Source organism: Catellatospora tritici (assembly GCF_019083965.1).
GTDB classification, from domain to species: domain Bacteria; phylum Actinomycetota; class Actinomycetes; order Mycobacteriales; family Micromonosporaceae; genus Catellatospora; species Catellatospora tritici.
In genome coordinates, this window is sequence record NZ_JAHRCY010000033.1 from 1 (window position 1) to 18,449 (window position 18,449).

Consider the following 18,449-nt stretch of genomic DNA (forward strand, 5'->3'; position numbering starts at 1 on the left):
ATCGGGCGTATGTGGGTCCTTGATACGCCCGATTGCCCGGCAACTCGAACGATCACGGCGTCCGGTGGGCGCGGCCGAGAAGACCGCGCCCACCGTCGCCACACCGTGTGGGATCAGTGCCGGAACTGGAACCAGTCGATGTTGACGTAGTCGGCGGGCTGGCCGCTGGTGAAGGTCAGGAAGACCGTGTGCGTGCCGGTCACCGCCCCGACGTTGGCCGGGATGTTCTGCCAGCTCGTCCAGCCGCCGGTGTTGGCGATGGCGAAGCTGCCGATCGGGGCGTTGGACCTGCTGTCTATACGCACCTCGACCAGGCCGCTCACGCCCCCGGCCGCGCCCGAGGCGGCCCTGGTCACGAAGTCGATCGGGCGGGTCGACCCGAAGTTCACCCCGTCGAACTGCAGCCAGTCACCGTTGGCGATCGCGGTGACGTAGCTGCCGCTGGTGGTGGTGCCCGACTGGGCGTTGCGGCTCTCCGCCTGGATCTGGGCGTACGCGTCGCGGTTGCCGGTCGGCGGCGGGCTCGACGACGGCGACGCGGGCGGCGGCGACGATGGCGGGACCGTGGTGGAGTTGGTGTACACCGCGATGTAGTCCACCCGCATCGGCTGCCCCGACACCGTGCTGCCGGTCGGCGTCGCGCCCCCGGCCAGCGCGTTCGGGAACGCCCCGCCCATGGCCACGTTCAGCAGGATGAAGTAGCCCGCGTGCGAGGTCATCGTCGACCAGTACGACCCGACCTGGCTCTGGTTGACCGTGTGGAACAGCGTCCCGTCCACATACCAGCGCAGCTGCTGGGCGCTCTCGTTGGTCCGGTCCCACTCGAACCGGTACGTGTGGAACGCCGACTGGCAGCTGCTGCCCGGACAGGCGCGGCTCGCGCCGAGGCCGGTCGTCTCGTTGCACGGGCCGCCCGGGTTCACGCCGCAGTGCAGCACGCCCCAGACCGAATTGATCCCGTTGACGTTCTCCATGATGTCGAACTCGCCGATGCCCGGCCAGTTCCAGTAGTTGCCCCGGTACGGCGCGCCCAGCGCCCAGAACGCGGGCCAGTATCCGGCCGCGCTGGCACCGGTCACGTTGGGCATCTGGATGCGGCCCTCGATGCGCAGGATGCGTCCGGCGGCGGGCTTGAAGTCCGACCGGACCGACTCGATCCGGCCGGAGGTCCAGCTCGAACCGCTCTTGATCGGAGTGATGAGCAGGTTGCCCGCCCCGTCCTGACGCAGGTTGGACGTGCTGTTGGTGTACGTCTGCACCTCGCCGGTGCCCCAGTTGGCGGGGCCGCCCGGGTACTGCGTGCCGGTGTCGACGATCCAGTTGCTCGACGAGGGGAGCGTGTTGTTGGCGCCGTTGAAGTCGTCACTCCAGACCAGCGACCAGCCGGAGGGGGTGGCGGGCAGGGAGGCCTGAGCGGGCAGTGCGTTGACCGCGCCGAGCGCGGTGACGACCAGGCAGGCAGCGCCCGCCGACAGGGCCGCCCAGCGGCGCCTGGAGATTCGCATACTCATCAGGGGGTTCTCCTCGGGGGAGTGTTCAGCCGGGTGTGAGAGCGCTCTCTTGGAGAAGTACTTAACGCGCTCGCAACAAATAAGTCAACGCCTGTCAATGCCAACCTCGCGGTCACGCTCGCGGTGCGTTGCGCTCGCGGTGCGTTGCGCTCGCGGTGCGTTGCGCTCGGTCGGCAGTTTCGGGGAAACTGCACGAATCCGGCCCAAGATTCCAGCACTTTCCCCGAAACTGCAGCCTGGCGTTTGGTCATCCAGCGGACGGGTGGGGTTGGTCCGTCCTATGCGAACGGGCCTCGGGGGCTGCGTACGCTTGGTTGATGGTTGATCCCAGCGAGCGGTTCACCCCCGAGCCCGGCAAGGACACCGGTTCCGGGCGCAGCCCGTACGAGCGCGACCGGGCGCGGGTGCTGCACTCGGCCGGATTCCGGCGCCTGGCCGCCAAAACCCAGGTGCATACGGCGGGCAGCGGCGACTTCCTGCGTACCCGGTTGACGCACTCGATCGAGGTGGCGCAGATCGCCCGCGAGATGGGCGCCCGCCTGGGCTGCGATCCCGACGTGGTCGACGTGGCCGGGCTGGCCCATGACCTGGGGCATCCGCCGTTCGGGCACAACGGCGAGGACGCGCTGGACGAGGCGGCGCGGCCCTGGGGCGGCTTCGAGGGCAACGCGCAGACGCTGCGAGTGCTGGCGCGGCTGGAGGCCAAGGTGGAGGGTGCCGGGCTGAACCTGACCCGGGCCTCACTGGATGCGACCTGCAAGTATCCGTGGCCGCGCCGCGAGGGCACCCGCAAGTTCGGCGTGTACGCCGACGACCGCCCCGTCTTCGACTGGGTCCGCCTGGGTGCCCCCGACGCCGACCGGCGCTGCCTGGAGGCGCAGGTCATGGACTGGTCAGACGACGTCGCGTACTCGGTGCACGACGTGGAGGACGGGTTCTTCTCCAACTTCATCTCGCTGCAGCCGCTGTTGACCGACGCCGACGAGCGGGCCGCACTCTGCGCCGATGTGGCGAAGGTGTATTCGTCGGAGTCGACGGCCACGCTGGCCGAGGCGCTGGTCGAGCTGCTGGCTGATCCGGCGGTGGCGCCGCTGGCGGGCTACGACGGGTCGTACCGCGCGCAGATCGCGCTCAAGGCCTGCACCAGCGCGCTGACCGGCCGTTTCGTCGCCGCCGCGCTGGACGCCACCCGGGAGAAGTACGGCGACGGCCCGCTGCGCCGCTACGACGCCGACCTGATCGTGCCCAGTACCGCCCGCATCCGCTGCGCCCTGCTCAAGGGCATCGCACTGCGGTACGTGATGCGCCGTCGGGGCATGGAGCCCTGGTACACGCGGCAGCGCGAGATCCTGACCGAACTGGTCGCGGTGCTGGCCGAGCGGGCACCCGACGAGCTCGACCCGATGTTCGCGCCGCTGTGGCGCGAGGCTCCCGACGACGCGACCCGCTGGCGCGTCATCATCGACCAGGTCGCCTCCCTGACCGACCCCGCCGCCCAGTCCTGGCACCACCGCCTGACCAGTATCGGCTCCTGAGCCTCCCGAGGTGGGGTGGGCCACGTCGGGGCGGGATCGGTCGTGCGAGGCGTCGGCGGGGACTGGCAGGATGTAGCGCATGGCTGGGGGACGCGTTCGAGACGAGGACATCGCGCTGGTACGCGAGCGCAGTTCGATCGTGGACGTCGCCGGTGAGCAGGTCACCCTCAAGAACGCCGGTGGCGGCAACCTGAAGGGCCTGTGCCCGTTCCACGACGAGAAGACCCCGTCGTTCACCGTGTCCCAGGGCCGCAACGTGTGGTTCTGCCACGGCTGCGGCGAGGGCGGCGACGTGATCAACTTCGTCCAGAAGATCGATCACCTGACCTTCATCGAGGCCGTCGAGCGACTGGCCGACCGTGCGGGCATCCAGCTGCGGCGGATCGAGGGCGGCCCGGCCGTGGCGCGTCCGCAGCAGGGTCAGCGCCAGCGCCTGGTCGCGGCGCACGCCGCCGCCGCCGAGTTCTACGCCGAACAGCTGCTCACGCCGGGCGCGCGGGCGGCGCGGGAGTTTCTGGCCCAGCGCGGCTTCGACCGCGACGCCGCGCAGCGGTATGGCTGCGGCTTCGCCCCGGCCGACTGGGACCTGCTGACCAAGCACCTGCGTGGGCGCGGTTTCGGCAACGCCGAGCTGGAGACCGCGGGCCTGGCCCGCCCGGCGCGCTCGGGCAGCATGGTGGACCGGTTCCGGCGGCGGCTGCTGTGGCCGATCCGGGACGTCTCCGGTGACGTGATCGGGTTCGGCGCGCGCAAGCTGTTCGACGACGACGACGGCCCGAAGTACCTGAACACCCCCGAGACGCCGCTGTACAAGAAGTCGCACGTGCTCTACGGCATCGACCTGGCCAAGCGGGACATCGCCCGGCAGGGGCGGGCGGTGATCGTCGAGGGGTACACCGATGTCATGGCCTGCCACCTCGCGGGCGTGACCACCGCGGTGGCGACCTGCGGCACCTCGTTCGGCACGGACCACATCGGGGTGCTGCGACGGCTGCTGCTGGACACCGACACCTTCGCCGGGGAGATCATCTTCACCTTCGACGGCGACGCGGCCGGGCAGAAGGCGGCGCTGCGGGCCTTCGGCGACGACCAGCGGTTCGTCGGGCAGACGTTCATCGCGGTCAGCCCCGACAGCATGGACCCGTGCGAGCTGCGCCTGGCAAAGGGCGAGCTGGCCGTGCGCGACCTGGTCGCCAGCCGCGAGCCGCTGATCTCCTTCGCGCTGCGCTCGACCCTGGCCCGCTACGACCTGGACACGGTGGAGGGTCGGGTCGCGGCGCTGCGCGCCACCGCCCCGATGGTCGCCAAGATCAAGGACAGATCACTGCTCACCGGGTATGCCCAGAAGCTCGCCGGCGACCTCGGCGTCGACGTCGACCAGGTGCGTACGGCGGTCCGCAACGCGTCCAGCGACAACCCCGCCCCCGCGCCGCGCCCGGCGACCCCCGCGCCCGACAACCCGCGCCTGGTGGTCGAGCGTGAGGCGATCAAGCTCGCCATCCAGAATCCGGTGCTGGCCGGGCCGGTCTTCGACGCGGTCGACGAGACCCACTACGCGCATCCGCCGTACCAGGCCGTCCGTGCCGCGATCGCCGCCGCCGGCGGGGCCAGCGCGGGCGTCGCCGGGCCGGGCTGGGTCAACGCCGTCCGCGACGCGTGCCCCGATCTCGCCGCGCAGATGCTGGTGCTGGAGCTGGCGGTCGAGCCGGTGCGCTACGACGGCGAGCCCGACTCGGCGTACCTGCACGTGGTGCTGGCCCGGCTGCAGCTGGCGATGCTCAACCAGCGCATCGGCGAGGTCAAGTCGAAGCTGCAGCGGATCAACCCGGTCACCGAGGCCGACGCCTACCGCGCCCGGTTCACCGAGCTCGTCGCCCTGGAACAGCATTCCCGGGCCCTGAAAGAGAAGGCCGCGGGAGGGCTGTGATGGCGTTTTCACTGTTCAAGGGTCGACGGGTGCTGCCCGTGGAGCGCCGCCCGGCGCTGGAGCGCGACGAGCGGGTGCTGGCGTGGGCGCCCTCGGGCGACGAAACCGTCGTGGCCACCAACCTCGGCCTGTGGTGGGACGGGGAGCGCGTCGGCTGGCACCGTATCGACAAGGCGGCCTGGGACGGCACGGTCCTGGCGATCACTCCGGCGACGGTCGTCGCCGAGCGGGCGGGGTACGAGGTCGTCGCCGACGCGCCGCCCGTACGGCTGCCGCTGACCGACCCCGACCACCTGCCGCACCAGGTGCAGCTGCGGGTGACCAACTCGGTGCGCTACCCGCTGCACCACGAGGTGCCCGGCGGCGGCCTGTGGGTCTTCGCCCGGCGGGTGCCCGGCCAGGACGGCCTGGCCTGGACGGTTCGCTACGACGAGGGCACCGATCCGGACAACCCGGCGGTGGTCGCCGCCACCGACCAGCTCGTCGCGGCGGCGCGCAACGATCTATGAACTGGTAAAACCGTTGCGAACTTGTCGGCCGGTGCCGATAGGGTCGCCGACGTGACAGAGCAAGCCGCCAGGCCACCCATGATCTACGCCCGCAACCTGGTGAAACGCTTCGGTGAGTTCACCGCCGTCGACGGCATCGACCTGGAGGTGGCGCCCGGGGAGGCGTTCGGCTTCCTCGGCCCCAACGGGGCGGGCAAGTCGTCGACCATGCGCATGATCGGCTGCGTCTCCCACCCGACCAGCGGTGAGCTGCGCATCCTCGGCATGGACCCGGTGGGCGAGGGCTCGAAGATCCGCGCCCGGCTGGGCGTGTGCCCGCAGACGGACAACCTCGACCCCGACCTCACCGTCTTCGAGAACCTGACCACGTATGCGCGCTACTTCGGCATCCCGCGCGCCGAGGGCCGTCGCCGCGCCGCCGAGCTGCTGGAGTTCGTGCAGCTGACCGAGAAGGCGACCAGCACCGTCGAGCCGCTGTCGGGCGGCATGAAGCGGCGCCTGTCCATCGCCCGCGCGATGATCAACGAGCCCGACCTGGTGCTGCTCGACGAGCCCACCACCGGCCTGGACCCGCAGGCGCGGCACCTGCTCTGGGAGCGGCTGTTCCGGCTCAAACAGCGCGGGGTCACCCTGGTGCTGACCACGCACTACATGGACGAGGCCGAGCAGCTGTGCGACCGGCTCGTGGTCATGGACGGCGGGAAGATCGTCGCCGAGGGCTCGCCCCGGCACCTGATCGAGACCCACTCCACCCGCGAGGTCGTCGAGCTGCGCTTCGGCGAGGAGACCCCCGCGTCATACGTGGAGAAGCTGGCCGGGATCGGCGAGCGGCTCGACCCGCTGCCCGACCGGCTGCTGCTGTACAGCGCCGACGGCGACGCCGCGGTCAACGAGGTGCACCGACGCGGCTTCACCCCGTCCAGCGTGCTGGTGCGCCGCTCGACGCTGGAGGACGTGTTCCTCATCCTCACCGGCCGGACGCTGGTCGACTGATGGGCGGCACGTTCGCGGTGCTGGAACGGCACCTGACCCTCTACCGGCGGCTGTGGCAGGCGTCGGTCTTCTCCTCGTTCATCCTGCCGATCCTGTTCGTGGTCAGCATCGGCATCGGCGTCGGCGGCTACGTCAACGACGTCGACGGGGTGAGCTACCTGGACTGGATCGTGCCGGGCGTGCTCGCCTCGACCGCGTTCCAGCAGGCCGTCGGCGAGTCGACCTTCTCCGTGCTGGGCGACTTCAAGTGGGTGCGCGGCTATCACGCCATGCGGGCCACGCCGGTGCGCATCGCCGACATGGTCGCGGGCTGGCTGCTCTACATCGTGTTCCGGGTGCTGCTGGGCGCGATCGCGTTCCTGGCGGTCAGTGCGGCGTTCGGGGCGATCCACTCGGCCTGGGTGGTGGTCACGCCGCTGGTGTGCGCGCTGCTGGCGGTGGCCGTGGCCGCGCCGACCATCGCGTTCTCGGCCCGGATCGAGAACGACAGCTGGTTCGCGATGCTGTTCCGGTTCGTGGTCATCCCGTCGACGCTGTTCGCCGGGGTGTTCTTCCCGGTGTCGCAGCTGCCCGAGGCGCTGCGGGTGCTGGCGTACGCGTCGCCGCTGTGGCACGCGGTGGAGCTGTGCCGGTCGGCCACGCTGGGTGTCGCGCCGCCCTGGCCGATCTGGGCACACCTGAGCTACCTGCTGCTGTGGGCGGCCGGCGGCAGCCTGCTGGCGTACGCGTCGTACCGGCGTCGGCTGAAGGACTGAGGGGTAAGCACATGGTCACCACGTATGCCGTGACGCGGGCCGCCCGCGAAGGTCTGGTCTCGCCATCACGGATCTTCTCGGTCATCAACCGCAACGTCGGGGCGCTGCGCTCCGGCCCCGCCTACTGGCTGGTGCTGGCGTCGGGCTTCTTCGAGCCCGTGCTCTACCTGCTGTCGATCGGCGTCGGGGTCGGCGCACTGGTCGGTGACCTGACGCTGAAGAACGGCCAGGTCATGCCGTACGCCACCTTCGTCGCTCCGGCGATGCTGGCGGTGGCGGCGATGTCGGGCGCCCTGTCGGAGACGACCTTCAACTTCTTCTTCAAATTCAAGTACGCCAAGACGTACGACGGCATGCTGGCCACCCCGCTGCGGCCGATGGAGATCGCGCTCGGCGAGCTGGTCTGGGCCATCACCCGCGGCTCGATGTACACCGGCGCGTTCCTGGTCCTCATGGTGATCCTCGGGCTGACCACGGTGCCGCTGGCGCTGCTGGCCTTCCCGGCCACGATGCTGATCGGGCTGGCCTTCGGCGGGGTCGGCATGGCCGTCAGCACGTTCGTGCGCGGCTGGCAGGATTTCGACCTGATCAACGCCGGGCAGTTCTCGCTGTTCCTGTTCTCGGGCACCTTCTCGCCGGTGCAGAACTACCCGCTGCCGGTCGAGGTGCTGATCGCGCTCACCCCGCTGTACCACGCGGTCGAGCTGATCCGGGGCATCACCACCGGCACGTTCGCCTGGTCGATGCTGCTGAACGTGGCCTACCTGCTGGTGATGTTCACCATCGGGCTGTGGGTGGCCGGACGGCGGATGACCTCGGTGCTGTGCCGCTGACCCTGACCGGGTGAAAGGGCCGCTCCCGCCCGTGCTGGAGCGGCCCTCTTGACGTGAATGAGAAGATGAGCGAGATCAAGTTCACCGTCTCATTAGCTACCCTCTATTTGTCTGATGTGGATCAGGCGAGTACTTTCTCGGCAACACCGCGCCGTGCGGAGGTGACCGATGCGCCTACGACACCCCGACGGACAGACCGTGCACGTGGCGACGGTCGTCTCCGTCGAGAACGTCAAGGACGTGCGCGGCCTCCTGCGGCGCCTGGACGCCGCGGTCGTGCCGCAGCGCCAGCGTCTGCTCGCCGATGTGCTCAGCATCAGCCTCCGGCTCGGCCCCATCCTCGCCACCACCCTCGCCTCGTCCATCGGGCTGCGGCGGCGGCTGCGCAGCGAACTGGCCAGCCGCTCCCTCGAAGTCGTCACCCTCGACGCCGGAGCGGAGGCCACCCCCGCCGACGGCACCTGGCGCAGCTGGTGGCTCTACACCCTGGACCTGGCCCGGGTGCTGGTGGACCTGATGCCCGAGGACAGCAACCACGGCTCCGTCTCCACCACCCTGCCCCGGTTCGGCACCGAGCACGCCGACGCACACCGCGAGATCGCCGCCCGGCTGTTCAGCGACCTCAGCGCCGGGCTCACCGAGGTCGCCTGGCACACCGGCCGCCTGGTCCGCGTCGCCGTCGAAGCCGCCCCGCAGACCCTGGTCGGCGGCTCGCAGGACATCGTGGCGCTGCTCGACCGCGCCGACCCGGCCCGCATCGGCGCCTGCCTCAGCCCGGCCCATCTCATGCACTCCGCGGAGAGCGCCACCCAGGCGCTCAACCAGCTGCGCCGGGCCCGGCTGGCGGTGGTCAAGGTCCGCCTCGGCCGCCACGACGACCCTGAGCAGGCCGAACTCGCTCGCACCATGCTCGCCGCGGTGCTCGGCGGACCGCACGCCGACTGCGACCACCTGGAAGTCGACGACGTGGAGGAGCTCGACGCCGCCCGGGACGAGCTCGGTGTCGTCGGGCTCGACGGCGCCGCCGACCGCCCCCTACCCGGCGCCGGCCGCTCCGCCTGACCGCCTACACGAGTTGCCGGGCAATCGGGCGAATCTTGTACTGCCATACGCCCGATTGCCCGGCAACGTGGATGATCTTGCTAGACGTGCTGGTTGAGCTTGCGCAGGCCCTCGTCGTAGAAACGCGCCGCCTGCGCCTGCACCACACCCGCGGCCTCCTGGACCGTCGGGTGGTCCATCACCTTCCGGGCGGTGATGACCAGCTCGTCGTACTTCTCGCGACCGGCACGAGTGCCGAACACGTACCCGACCGCCGCACCGGCGGCGAACCACCAAAGCTTGCTCATCGTGGCTCCTGTCCTCGATCGCGTGTTGTGTCCCATCCTGCCTGGTACGTGCGCTCCAGGACACCGGACGGGCCGGGGGTTACCCGTTTGCCATACCCGGGGTGGTGTCCTGTACTCTTGTCGAGGCGCGGTGCTGAGGAGAGATCCGGAGCACAGCGTCGAGCACATTCCCCTGTAGCTCAATTGGCAGAGCAGCCGGCTGTTAACCGGCAGGTTCTTGGTTCGAGTCCAAGTGGGGGAGCAAGCAAAGCCGGAGACCCCATGCCTGTTGGCATGGGGTCTCCGGCATTTCGCCTCCGGTCGCGTGGGTTGACGCGAAGAAATGACGCGTTTGCGTATTTGGTCATATTTATGCGGATACTGGGACATAAGCTCCGTCTCGGGTGTTTTTCTGGCACACCGTCACCCGTACCGGAGGTAGACGCATGACGACCACAGCCCGTTCAAACCGGAAGATCCTGCCGGTAGCGCGTGCCGCACTGGTGAGCCTCGGGCTCGCGACCGTGCTGGCCCCGGGGGCGACCTTCCCGCAGTCCAGCCGCGTCACCGAAGCGGGTCTCACCACCGAACTGCGTACCGCGTCCCAGGCGACGCTGACCACCACGGCGCCGTCGAACCTCCCGGTGGGCAGCGCTCTCAAGGACCGGGCGACGCTGGCCGGCGGGGTCGAGAACCCGACCGGCACGATCACGTTCCGCCTGTTCTTCGCCGAAGACGAGATGTGCTCCTTCCAGCTCTTCACCTCGACCGTGGAGGTCGACGGCAACGGGACGTACGACTCCGGGACCTATACGCCGACCGGCATCGGCTACTTCCAGTGGACCGCCGAGTACAGCGGAGACGACCACAACGAACCGGTCTCGACCAGCTGTAACGACATCCACGAGACCACCTCGGTAGTGCCCGTGCAGCCGACGCTCAGCACGGTCGCGTCGGACGACATCGTGCTCGGCGGCTCGATCCACGACACCGCGACGCTGTCCGGCGCCTACATGCCCTACGGGTCGATCGAGTTCTACCTGTTCGGACCGGCGGATCCGGACTGCCACGGCCCGGCCGTGTTCAGCTCGGTGAAGTCGCTGACCGGCGAGAACGGGTCGTTCGACTCGGCGAGTTTCACGCCGACCGTCGCCGGGACCTACCGGTGGGTCGCCGACACCCTCCCCGACGAGAACAACCTCCCGGTCCACACCGGATGCCATGACCCGGGCGAGGACGTTGTGGTCAGCACGCGGGGCGTGTCCCTGACCACGGCCGCCTCCCCCAACGTGGCCCTGGGCGGCAAGATCAGCGATGTCGCGACTCTGGCTGGTGGCGCTCAGCCCACCGGGACGATCACGTTCCACCTCTACGGGCCGAACGACGCGACCTGTGCGAAGGCAGCGGTGTTCACGGCGTCCGCAACGGTCGACGGCAACGCCGCATACCCCTCCGGCGAGTTTCAGCCGACCAAGGCCGGAACCTACCGGTGGACCGCTGCCTACAGCGGGGACGTGGACAACGAGCCCGTCGCGAGCCTCTGCAACGCGCTCGGCGAGCGCGTGATCGTGAGCCCGGTGACGACCCCGAAACTGGTCACGGATGCTTCGGGAAACACGCAGGTCGGCAGCCGCGTCTACGACCGGGCGACCCTTTCCGGCGCCGTCAACCCCACCGGCACCATCAAGTTCAGCCTCTACGGGCCCAACGACAGCACCTGCACGACGAAGCCGGTCTTCACATCGACCGTCCAGGTCAAGGGAAACAGCGGCTACCGGTCCACGGACTTCCGGCCTGCGAAGGCGGGCACCTACCGCTGGCGGGCCAGCTACAGCGGTGACACCCGCAACGCCGGCGTCACCACCCGCTGCGACGACTCGGCGGAACGGGTGATCGTCCGCCCGAAGCCCTGAACTCTGTCTCGATCTGTCCCGGTGGGCCTGGTACGCGTCAGGCCCACCGGCGTGTCCGGATCCTGGGCGCCGGGGGTCGGAACTGCTGCCCGAAAACACCAGTGGTGGACGCCAGCGCCGACCCGGCACCACCGAGGCGGCGATCGCGACGGCCGGGCTGCGGGTCGACGAGCGCATCGAGATCGGGACCGAATGGGGCGAGCGCGCCATGGAACGTCGCGGCGGGCCGGGGCGCAAGCTGCTGCAGGCGGCGCGACTGCGGCGTTTTCGGGACGAGTACGTCGCACGGTATGGCGAGGCGGTGTACGAGATGAAGCTCGGCGACTGCCGGTGGCACGGGTACGCGATGATCGGCAAGCTGACCCGGCGGGCATATGTGCTGTCCCGGTAGGGCGGGTGCGTTGCCGCTGTGCACGGTGATCGGGTATGAAAACAGCGGGCCCGAACGGTTACGCTAGGGCCCGCCGACCGTGGTCGGCTCGGGGCGGTAGCTCAGCAGGTTAGAGCAGGGGACTCATAATCCCTCGGTCGCGGGTTCGAGTCCCGCCCGCCCCACAAAAGCACACGCGCTTGACCTGCAAGTTCGTTCAAGGTGCGTGGTCTTCCGGGATCGCCACCGATTTTGGATCACTCCGCGTGGCCGTTGCGTGGCCATGAGAGGCGTGAAGATCCTTCGGTTGTTTCTGGGGCGCCCAGTGCAGGTGCGCCAGGCGCCCATCAGCGGCACTCGTCGAAGAGCGTCTTGTGCGGTCTTCCCCGTTGGGCCGCACACGATCTTGTCTCGTCTTCTACAATCCGAACTCCGCAATGATCGACTGCAGGTCGGCCACCGTGACCGCCGCGTTTCCCTTGGCGTGCAGCAGATTGTGGGCCTTGACGACGGCGCCCTCGTTGCCCGAAGACGCGATCTTGTCGATGAGCTCGAATCGGGTCTGATCCCCGGAGAGCATGTACTCCGAACCGGCGCTGCTAAGGCTCGATTGGCCAGAGTTCTCAAGGAACGTCGGTGAGCCGCCCGCGATGTCACCCATGGTCTTCGCGGTGCTCAACGTCCCGGCCGCCTTACCTGCGACTTGCAGTGGAACAGTGGCACCCGGCACGGAGCCGGCGGTCTGCACTCCACCGCTGTTCTGCAGGGCGCTGTCGAGGGTTTTGCCAAGTTCACCGCGGACGGACGTGTGAGCTCTGTTCCACCAGAACTTGAACTTGAACCAGCGTTTGTACCAGGCTGCTCCGGCACCGGCCAGCAGCGCGGCGAGCAGGGCGAGGAGCCATTTCCACAGGTCACTGGACGGCTTCGGGGGCGGTGGAGTGTCGATTTTGACGATGGGAATGCACTGGTCCACCACCTCGCGATTGGGGCTGGTGACGCACAGGGTCCCGGTGATGTCGCTATCCAGCGTCAAGGTCGCTGTGCCTGGGCCGATGGACTTGCACTCGGGGCTGGTCTGCAGCCACTCCGTCGAGCCTGAGTAATTCTTGCCGGAACCGGCCATCCGCCAGTTCACGAACCCGCCGAGCGAGTTGCCGCAATCGTCTACGCCGCCCAGATAGGTGCCGACATAGGAACCGCCACCCGCGCTGGTCACCTTGATCTGGCGAGCGTCCGAACCCTCGCCCCAGGTCCAGGTCCCGAGGATTGGCGCATCATCGTTCGCCAGTGCGGTGTTGGCGGGCATCAACACCATTACCGCCACGGTCGCGAGCAGCCACTTCTTCACCGCTATGCCTTTCTTGAAAGTCGCCACATAGAAGATCACAGCGGTTCGGCCCAAGGGGATCGGGCGCTAGCACGATCTTTTTGGGCTGTCTTCCAGCGGTCAAGTGGCCGGTAGTCGACGCCGAGGGCGTCCCAATCGTCTCGCCGCCCAGCGGGCGGCGAGGTGACGCAGTCGGCCAGCCGGGCCACGGCCCGATCAGGTGGCCTTCGCCGCCAACCGCCTCGCTCGCCATCGATCTGGCCGCGCCCAACCGGAGACTCCGTCGCCCGCACGGGGCGAAGATCGCAGCACCGCAGCGCAATCGTCGCCAAAGCCGACGTGGCCACGCTTGCTGGGTATGGCGAACAGACGCGATCCGTGTCACACGCTCGGACCCGTAGCGCGGCAGCTGCCGAAGAAGGCGAGGCGAGCCGCCTGTTTCGGCATGTGACCTGGCTCGCCGGCACCGACAGTGGACCGCCCACGATGCGCACATGCCGTTTCGCATGCTGACGCTGCGGTCCCACTTCGCAGCTGATGCTCCTCCGGCGGGCGTGGCAAGATCTGCCGGGTGAAGATCGGGATGCTCGGGTCGTTCGAGGTTCGTACGGACGACGGCACCCTCGCCGATGTGCCGGGCTCGCGGCTGCGCGGTCTGTTGATCGCTCTCGCGCTCGAACCCGGTCGGGTGCTTCCCAAAGCGACGCTTATCGACTGGATCTGGGGTGGACACCCGCCCGCCGACGCGACGAACGCCCTGCACCGCCTGGTCTCCCGACTGAGAAAGACCCTGCCGGACGGATCGATCGAGGGGCACACGGACGGCTACCGGCTGACCGTGGCGCGCGACGCCGTCGACGCCGTACGGTTCGAACGCCTCATCACCGCAGCCCAGGTCCGCAACGACGACGATCCGCAGCGGGTACACCTGCTGCGAGAGGCCGTCGCACTGTGGCGCGGGGCCCCCATGGCGGACGTCGGACTGTCCGACAGCCCGGCGTTCGACGCGGCGGTGACCCGGCTCGAACGGCTTCGCCTCACGGCCATGGAGGACCGGTTCGACGCGGAGATCAGCCTCGGCCATGCCGCGGAGCTGGTCACCGAGCTGACCGACCTGGTGGCCGCAAACCCGCTGCGGGAACGGCTCGTGGCCGCGCTGATGCGGGCCCTGGTCGCGACCGGTCGTGACACCGAGGCGCTGCTGGCGTACGAGCGCACCAGAGAGTCCCTGGCCGACGCGTTGGGCGTCGACCCCTCACCGGAGCTGTCCGCATTGCACGTCGCGCTGCTGCGACGCGAGACCGGACGGCAGGAGCAGACCCGGAAGACGAACCTGCGGGCCGAGCTGACCAGTTTCGTCGGCAGGTCCGCCGATGTCGCCGCGGTCCGCGAACTCATCGCCGGACATCGGCTCACCACCCTGATCGGACCGGGCGGGTCGGGCAAGACGAGGCTGGCCACGGAGACCGCGCACACGCTGCTCGGCGACCTGACGGACGGAGTCTGGCTGGTGGAGCTCGCGGCCGTGGGCGCGGACGGTGACGTGGCGCAGGCGGCGCTGGCCGGGCTTGGCCTGCGCGATGCGCTGTTCGGCGAGGCGCCAGGCGCGGAGCCGACGGATCGCGTCATCGCGGCGGTCCGCGAGCGGGCGGCGCTGCTGATCCTGGACAACTGCGAGCACGTGATCGAGTCGGCGGCGGAGTTCGCCCACCGGGTCCTCGGCGAGTGCCGGCGGCTGCGGATCCTCGCCACCAGCAGGGAGCCGCTCGGTATCACCGGTGAGTCGCTGTGGCCGGTCGCGCCGCTGATCCTGCCCGCGCAGGACGCGGACCCCGATGAGATCGAGTCGGCTCCGGCCGTCCGGCTGCTGCGCGACCGTGCCGGCGCGGTGCGCAAGGATCTCGCGGTCGACGCCGGCACCTCGGCCACCATGGCGCGGGTCTGCCGGGCGTTGGACGGGATGCCACTCGCGATCGAACTCGCCGCGGCCAGGTTGCGCACCATGCCCCTCGACCAGCTCGCCAATCGGCTCGACGACCGGTTCCGTCTGCTGACCGGCGGTAGCCGTACCGCGTTGCCCCGGCACCGGACGCTGCGGGCGGTGATCGACTGGAGCTGGGAGCTGCTCTCCGACGCCGAACGGGCGGTCCTGCACCGGCTCTCGGTGTTCTCCGGCGGGGCGAGCCTGGAGGCGGCCGAGCGGGTCTGCGCGGGCGGCACGGTCCCGCCGGGTCAGGTGTTCGAGCTGCTGACCGCGCTGACCGAGAAGTCGCTGGTGCTCGCCGAGGGGGAGACGGCGCCGCGCTACCGCATGCTCGGCACGATCAAGGAGTACGCCGAGCAGCGGCTGGCGGAGGCGGGGGAGTCGGATCAGGCCCGTCGGGCGCACCTGGCGTGCCTCACCGAACTCGTCGAGACCGCCGAGCCGCATCTCTACCGCGCGGAACAGTTGGCATGGCTGGCCCGGCTCGAGGCCGAGCACGACAACATCGGCGCGGCGATGCGCGCCGCGATCGCGGCCACGGACGCGGCCGGGGCGATGCGGCTCGCCGCCGCGGCGGGCTGGTACTGGTGGTTGGGCGGGCACAAGGCGGAGGGCAACGAGCTGATCATGGCGGCCACCGCGCTGCCCGGTGAGGTGGCCGACGCGAGCCGGGCCGTGGTGTACGCGCGCGCCGTACACGCCGGGGTGCACGCCGGTCGTTCCGTTCGTGATCTCGCGACCTGGGGGCCGGGTGATCAGGACCAGGCCGAGGCGTGGATCCGCAAGGCGTACGAGATCAGCCAGCGCGTGCCGAAGGACCACCGGGCGCTGCGGTTCGTGGCCGCGTTGGAGCGCCTGCTGCACGCGCCGAACGCGGCCGCCCCCGCGTTCGAACAGCTGCTCACCGACGAGGACCCGTGGTTGCGCGCCCTGGCCCGGCTGCACCTGGGCAGGTTGCGGATGCTGCTCGGCCACGACGGCCGCGACGTCGACGGAGTTCTGGAGACGGCGCTCACCGAGTTCCGGGCGCTCGGCGATCGATGGGGGATGTCGTTCGCCCTGACCGAGCTGGCGAACCGGATCGCGATGCGCGGCGAGTTCGCCGCTGCCTGTGACTACTACGAACAGGCGATCGCGGTCGTCTCCGAGTTCGGTGCCAACGAGGACGTGGTGTCAATGCGGTCGCGGCAGGCCCAGCTGTACTGGCTGTCGGGCGACGCGCAGGCGAGCGCGGCCGCCATGGCGCAGGCGCAGCGGCACGCCGAGCGGATCTCCTGGCCGTACGCGCTGGCGGAGCTGGCCCTGGCGAAGGCCGAACTCGCGCGCTGGAGCGGCGACGCCGAGCAGGCGCACCGGCAGCTCGACGCGGCGAGGGCGATGCTGGGTGACGACGCCAAGCGGGCGTACGTCCGCGCGGTGATAAACGACCTGCTGGGTTACCTTGCCGTCGATCTCGACGAGGCTCGTGGACACCGCGTCGCGGCCTTCCGGACGGCGATCGAGACGGGGCACCCGCCCCTGGTCGCCCAGCTGCTCGTCGGGGTCGCGGATCTGGCGCTGCGCGCCGACCAGCACGAGCAGGCCGCGCGGCTGCTCGGGGCGAGTGCCGGGGTGCGCGGCCTGCCGGACCGGTCCCACCCGGACGTGGCCCGGATCGAGCAGACAGTGCGGCGCCGCCTCGGCGACGCGAAGTTCGCCGCGGCGGCGCTGGAGGGGAGTCAGCTGGACTGGGGCCGGCTGGTCGCGGTCACGCTCGCTTCGTGAACGTGGAGCGCGCCCACAGGTAGCCGACGAGCGCGATGCCGACGCACCAGGCCACGGCGAGCACCGTGTCGCTGGTCGACGGCGCGCCGTTGACCAGTCCACGCAGGGTCTCGATGATCGGCGTGAAGGGCTGGTACTGCGCGAACTCGCGCAGGCCCGGGCCCATCTTCTCGGCCGGCACGATCGCGCTGCTGAAGAAGGGCAGCATGACCAGCGGCACGGCGGCCATGCCCGCCGTCTCCGGGGACTTCGCCGACAGGCCCAGGGCGACGGTGAACCAGCCGGCGGCGGCGGCGAGCAGCACGATGACGCCGACCACACCGAGCCAGTCGGTGAGGCTCGCCTTCGGGTTGAAGCCCAGCAGGAAGGCCACCCCGACCAGGGCCGCGATGGCGATCAGGTTGGTCAGCACGCTGGCCACGACGTGACCGGTCAGCACCGCGCCACGGGAGACGTCCATGACCTTGAACCGGTTGATGATGCCCTTGGTCATGTCGGCGTTCACCGCGGTGGCGGTCGACCCCAGCCCGTAGCAGACCGCCAGCAGCATCAGTCCCGGCGTCGCGTAGTCGATGTAGTTCACGCCGACGTCGAAGGCGTCCCCGAACATGTACACGAACATCAGCATGATGATGATCGGCATCAGGACGGCGTTGAACACCGAGGTCGGATTCCGGGCGATGTGTTTGGCGTTGCGACGCAGCATGACCAGCGAGTGGGACTTGGCGCTCATTTCGCGACCTCCGTGGTGTGGCCCGTCAGGGCGAGGAAAACGTCGTCGAGGTCGGGGGTGTGCACGGAGCACTCCTCGGCACTGAGCGAGTACTCGTCAAGCCGGTCCAGCAGGGCCCGCAGCGACTTGGTGCCGCCGTCGCTGGGAACCCGCAGGGTCAGCGCCTCGTCGTCGCGGGTGGCGTCGGTGAGGACCCGCGCGGCCGCGTCGAGTTCGAAGGCGGTGGTGAACCGCAGTCGGACGTGGGTCCCCGGGATCAGGCGCTTGAGCTCGTCGGGAGTGCCCTGGGCGACCAGGCGGCCCTGGTCGAGCACCGCGATCCGGTCGGCGAGCTGATCGGCTTCCTCCAGGTACTGGGTGGTGAGGAAGATGGTCACGCCGTCGGCGAGCAGGCCTCGGATGATCGACCACATGGTGCGGCGGCTGCGCGGGTCCAGACCCGTCGTCGGCTCGTCCAGGAAGATGATCCGGGGGTTGCCGACCAGCGTCATGGCCAGGTCGAGCTTGCGACGCATACCGCCGGAGTAGGTGGCCGCGGGCTTGTCCGCCGAGTCCGTCAGCTCGAACCGTTCCAGCAGGTCGGTGACGATCCGCTTGCCGTCCTGGGCGGGCACCCCGCTCAGGTCGACCATCAGCTGCAGGTTCTCCCGCCCGGTCAGCAGATCGTCCACCGCCGCGAACTGGCCGGTGACGCCGATCGCCGCGCGCACCGCCTTGGCCTCGGTGGTGATGTCATGGCCGGCGACGCGGACCGTGCCGCCGTCGGCCCTCATCAACGTGGTCAGCACGTTGACTGTCGTGGTCTTGCCCGCCCCGTTCGGACCGAGCAGGGAGAACACCGTTCCCGTGGGGACGTCGAAGTCGATGCCGTCGAGCACGACCTTGTCCTTGTACGCTTTTCGCAGTCCGGAGACGGCGATCGCTGAAGTCGTCATGCGGTCGACTATCGGGATCCGGCCTGTCA

15 protein-coding genes and 2 tRNA genes are annotated in these 18,449 nt (G+C 69.7%); 12 read left to right on the top strand and 5 right to left on the bottom strand.

The window, feature by feature from the left end; genetic code table 11:
• Window positions 1–113: 113 nt before the first annotated feature.
• Window positions 114–1,511 carry a carbohydrate-binding protein gene (locus KUA19_RS38950; protein ID WP_217404484.1) on the bottom strand — a complete coding sequence of 466 codons (1,398 nt, stop codon included), beginning with the start codon at window positions 1,509–1,511 and terminating at the stop codon, window positions 114–116.
• 317 nt (window positions 1,512–1,828) lie between these two features.
• On the opposite strand from KUA19_RS38950, the gene KUA19_RS38955 reads away from it, so the two are divergent.
• The 7 genes from KUA19_RS38955 (at window position 1,829) to KUA19_RS38985 (ending at window position 9,125) form a co-directional block, all read left to right on the top strand.
• A complete protein-coding gene (locus KUA19_RS38955; protein WP_217404486.1) occupies window positions 1,829–3,046 on the top strand; it encodes a deoxyguanosinetriphosphate triphosphohydrolase in 1,218 nt (405 codons plus the stop codon).
• Window positions 3,047–3,125: 79 nt separating this feature from the next.
• Window positions 3,126–4,973 (top strand): DNA primase, encoded by a 1,848-nt coding sequence (gene dnaG / locus KUA19_RS38960; protein ID WP_217404488.1) that lies wholly within the window; start codon window positions 3,126–3,128, stop codon window positions 4,971–4,973.
• Window positions 4,973–5,482: a hypothetical protein gene (locus tag KUA19_RS38965; RefSeq protein WP_217404490.1), complete on the top strand. Its 510-nt coding sequence runs from the start codon at window positions 4,973–4,975 to the stop codon at window positions 5,480–5,482. Before dnaG ends, KUA19_RS38965 begins: the two co-directional genes overlap by 1 nt.
• 78 nt (window positions 5,483–5,560) lie before the next feature.
• Window positions 5,561–6,475: an ABC transporter ATP-binding protein gene (locus tag KUA19_RS38970; RefSeq protein ID WP_217404613.1), complete on the top strand. Its 915-nt coding sequence runs from the start codon at window positions 5,561–5,563 to the stop codon at window positions 6,473–6,475.
• Complete coding sequence (locus KUA19_RS38975; protein WP_217404491.1) at window positions 6,475–7,230, top strand: ABC transporter permease; 756 nt, start codon at window positions 6,475–6,477, stop codon at window positions 7,228–7,230. The genes KUA19_RS38970 and KUA19_RS38975 overlap by 1 nt, the downstream gene beginning before the upstream one ends.
• Before the next feature lie 11 nt (window positions 7,231–7,241).
• Window positions 7,242–8,063 (top strand): ABC transporter permease, encoded by an 822-nt coding sequence (locus KUA19_RS38980; protein ID WP_217404493.1) that lies wholly within the window; start codon window positions 7,242–7,244, stop codon window positions 8,061–8,063.
• A 168-nt stretch (window positions 8,064–8,231) separates the two neighbouring features.
• A complete protein-coding gene (locus KUA19_RS38985; protein WP_217404495.1) occupies window positions 8,232–9,125 on the top strand; it encodes an IolE/MocC family protein in 894 nt (297 codons plus the stop codon).
• An 80-nt stretch (window positions 9,126–9,205) separates the two neighbouring features.
• On the opposite strand, the gene KUA19_RS38990 is transcribed toward KUA19_RS38985, so the two are convergent.
• The gene (locus KUA19_RS38990; RefSeq protein ID WP_217404497.1) at window positions 9,206–9,412 is read right to left on the bottom strand and encodes a hypothetical protein; all 207 of its coding nucleotides are present in this window, start codon (window positions 9,410–9,412) and stop codon (window positions 9,206–9,208) included.
• A 168-nt stretch (window positions 9,413–9,580) separates the two neighbouring features.
• Between KUA19_RS38990 and KUA19_RS38995 the strand changes: the two genes are divergently transcribed.
• The 4 genes from KUA19_RS38995 (at window position 9,581) to KUA19_RS39010 (ending at window position 11,859) form a co-directional block, all read left to right on the top strand.
• Window positions 9,581–9,653 (top strand) — tRNA-Asn (locus tag KUA19_RS38995).
• Window positions 9,654–9,837: 184 nt separating this feature from the next.
• The gene (locus tag KUA19_RS39000) at window positions 9,838–11,304 is read left to right on the top strand and encodes a hypothetical protein (protein WP_217404499.1); all 1,467 of its coding nucleotides are present in this window, start codon (window positions 9,838–9,840) and stop codon (window positions 11,302–11,304) included.
• A gap of 208 nt (window positions 11,305–11,512) precedes the next feature.
• A complete protein-coding gene (locus KUA19_RS39005; RefSeq protein ID WP_217404501.1) occupies window positions 11,513–11,695 on the top strand; it encodes a hypothetical protein in 183 nt (60 codons plus the stop codon).
• A 90-nt stretch (window positions 11,696–11,785) separates the two neighbouring features.
• A tRNA-Ile gene (locus KUA19_RS39010) sits at window positions 11,786–11,859 on the top strand.
• A gap of 233 nt (window positions 11,860–12,092) precedes the next feature.
• On the opposite strand, the gene KUA19_RS39015 is transcribed toward KUA19_RS39010, so the two are convergent.
• Window positions 12,093–13,052, bottom strand: a complete 960-nt coding sequence (locus KUA19_RS39015; RefSeq protein ID WP_217404503.1) for a hypothetical protein — start codon at window positions 13,050–13,052, stop codon at window positions 12,093–12,095.
• Between the two features lie 523 nt (window positions 13,053–13,575).
• Between KUA19_RS39015 and KUA19_RS39020 the strand changes: the two genes are divergently transcribed.
• Window positions 13,576–16,752, top strand: a complete 3,177-nt coding sequence (locus KUA19_RS39020) for an ATP-binding protein (protein ID WP_217404505.1) — start codon at window positions 13,576–13,578, stop codon at window positions 16,750–16,752.
• Here the strand turns inward: KUA19_RS39020 and KUA19_RS39025 are convergent.
• Both KUA19_RS39025 and KUA19_RS39030 read right to left on the bottom strand, forming a co-directional pair.
• On the bottom strand, window positions 16,736–17,485 hold the full coding sequence (locus tag KUA19_RS39025; RefSeq protein WP_217404507.1) for an ABC transporter permease: 750 nt from the start codon (window positions 17,483–17,485) through the stop codon (window positions 16,736–16,738). The two genes, KUA19_RS39020 and KUA19_RS39025, sit on opposite strands and share 17 nt — an antisense overlap.
• The gene (locus KUA19_RS39030) at window positions 17,482–18,420 is read right to left on the bottom strand and encodes an ATP-binding cassette domain-containing protein (RefSeq protein WP_217404509.1); all 939 of its coding nucleotides are present in this window, start codon (window positions 18,418–18,420) and stop codon (window positions 17,482–17,484) included. The genes KUA19_RS39025 and KUA19_RS39030 overlap by 4 nt, the downstream gene beginning before the upstream one ends.
• Window positions 18,421–18,449: the final 29 nt, after the last annotated feature.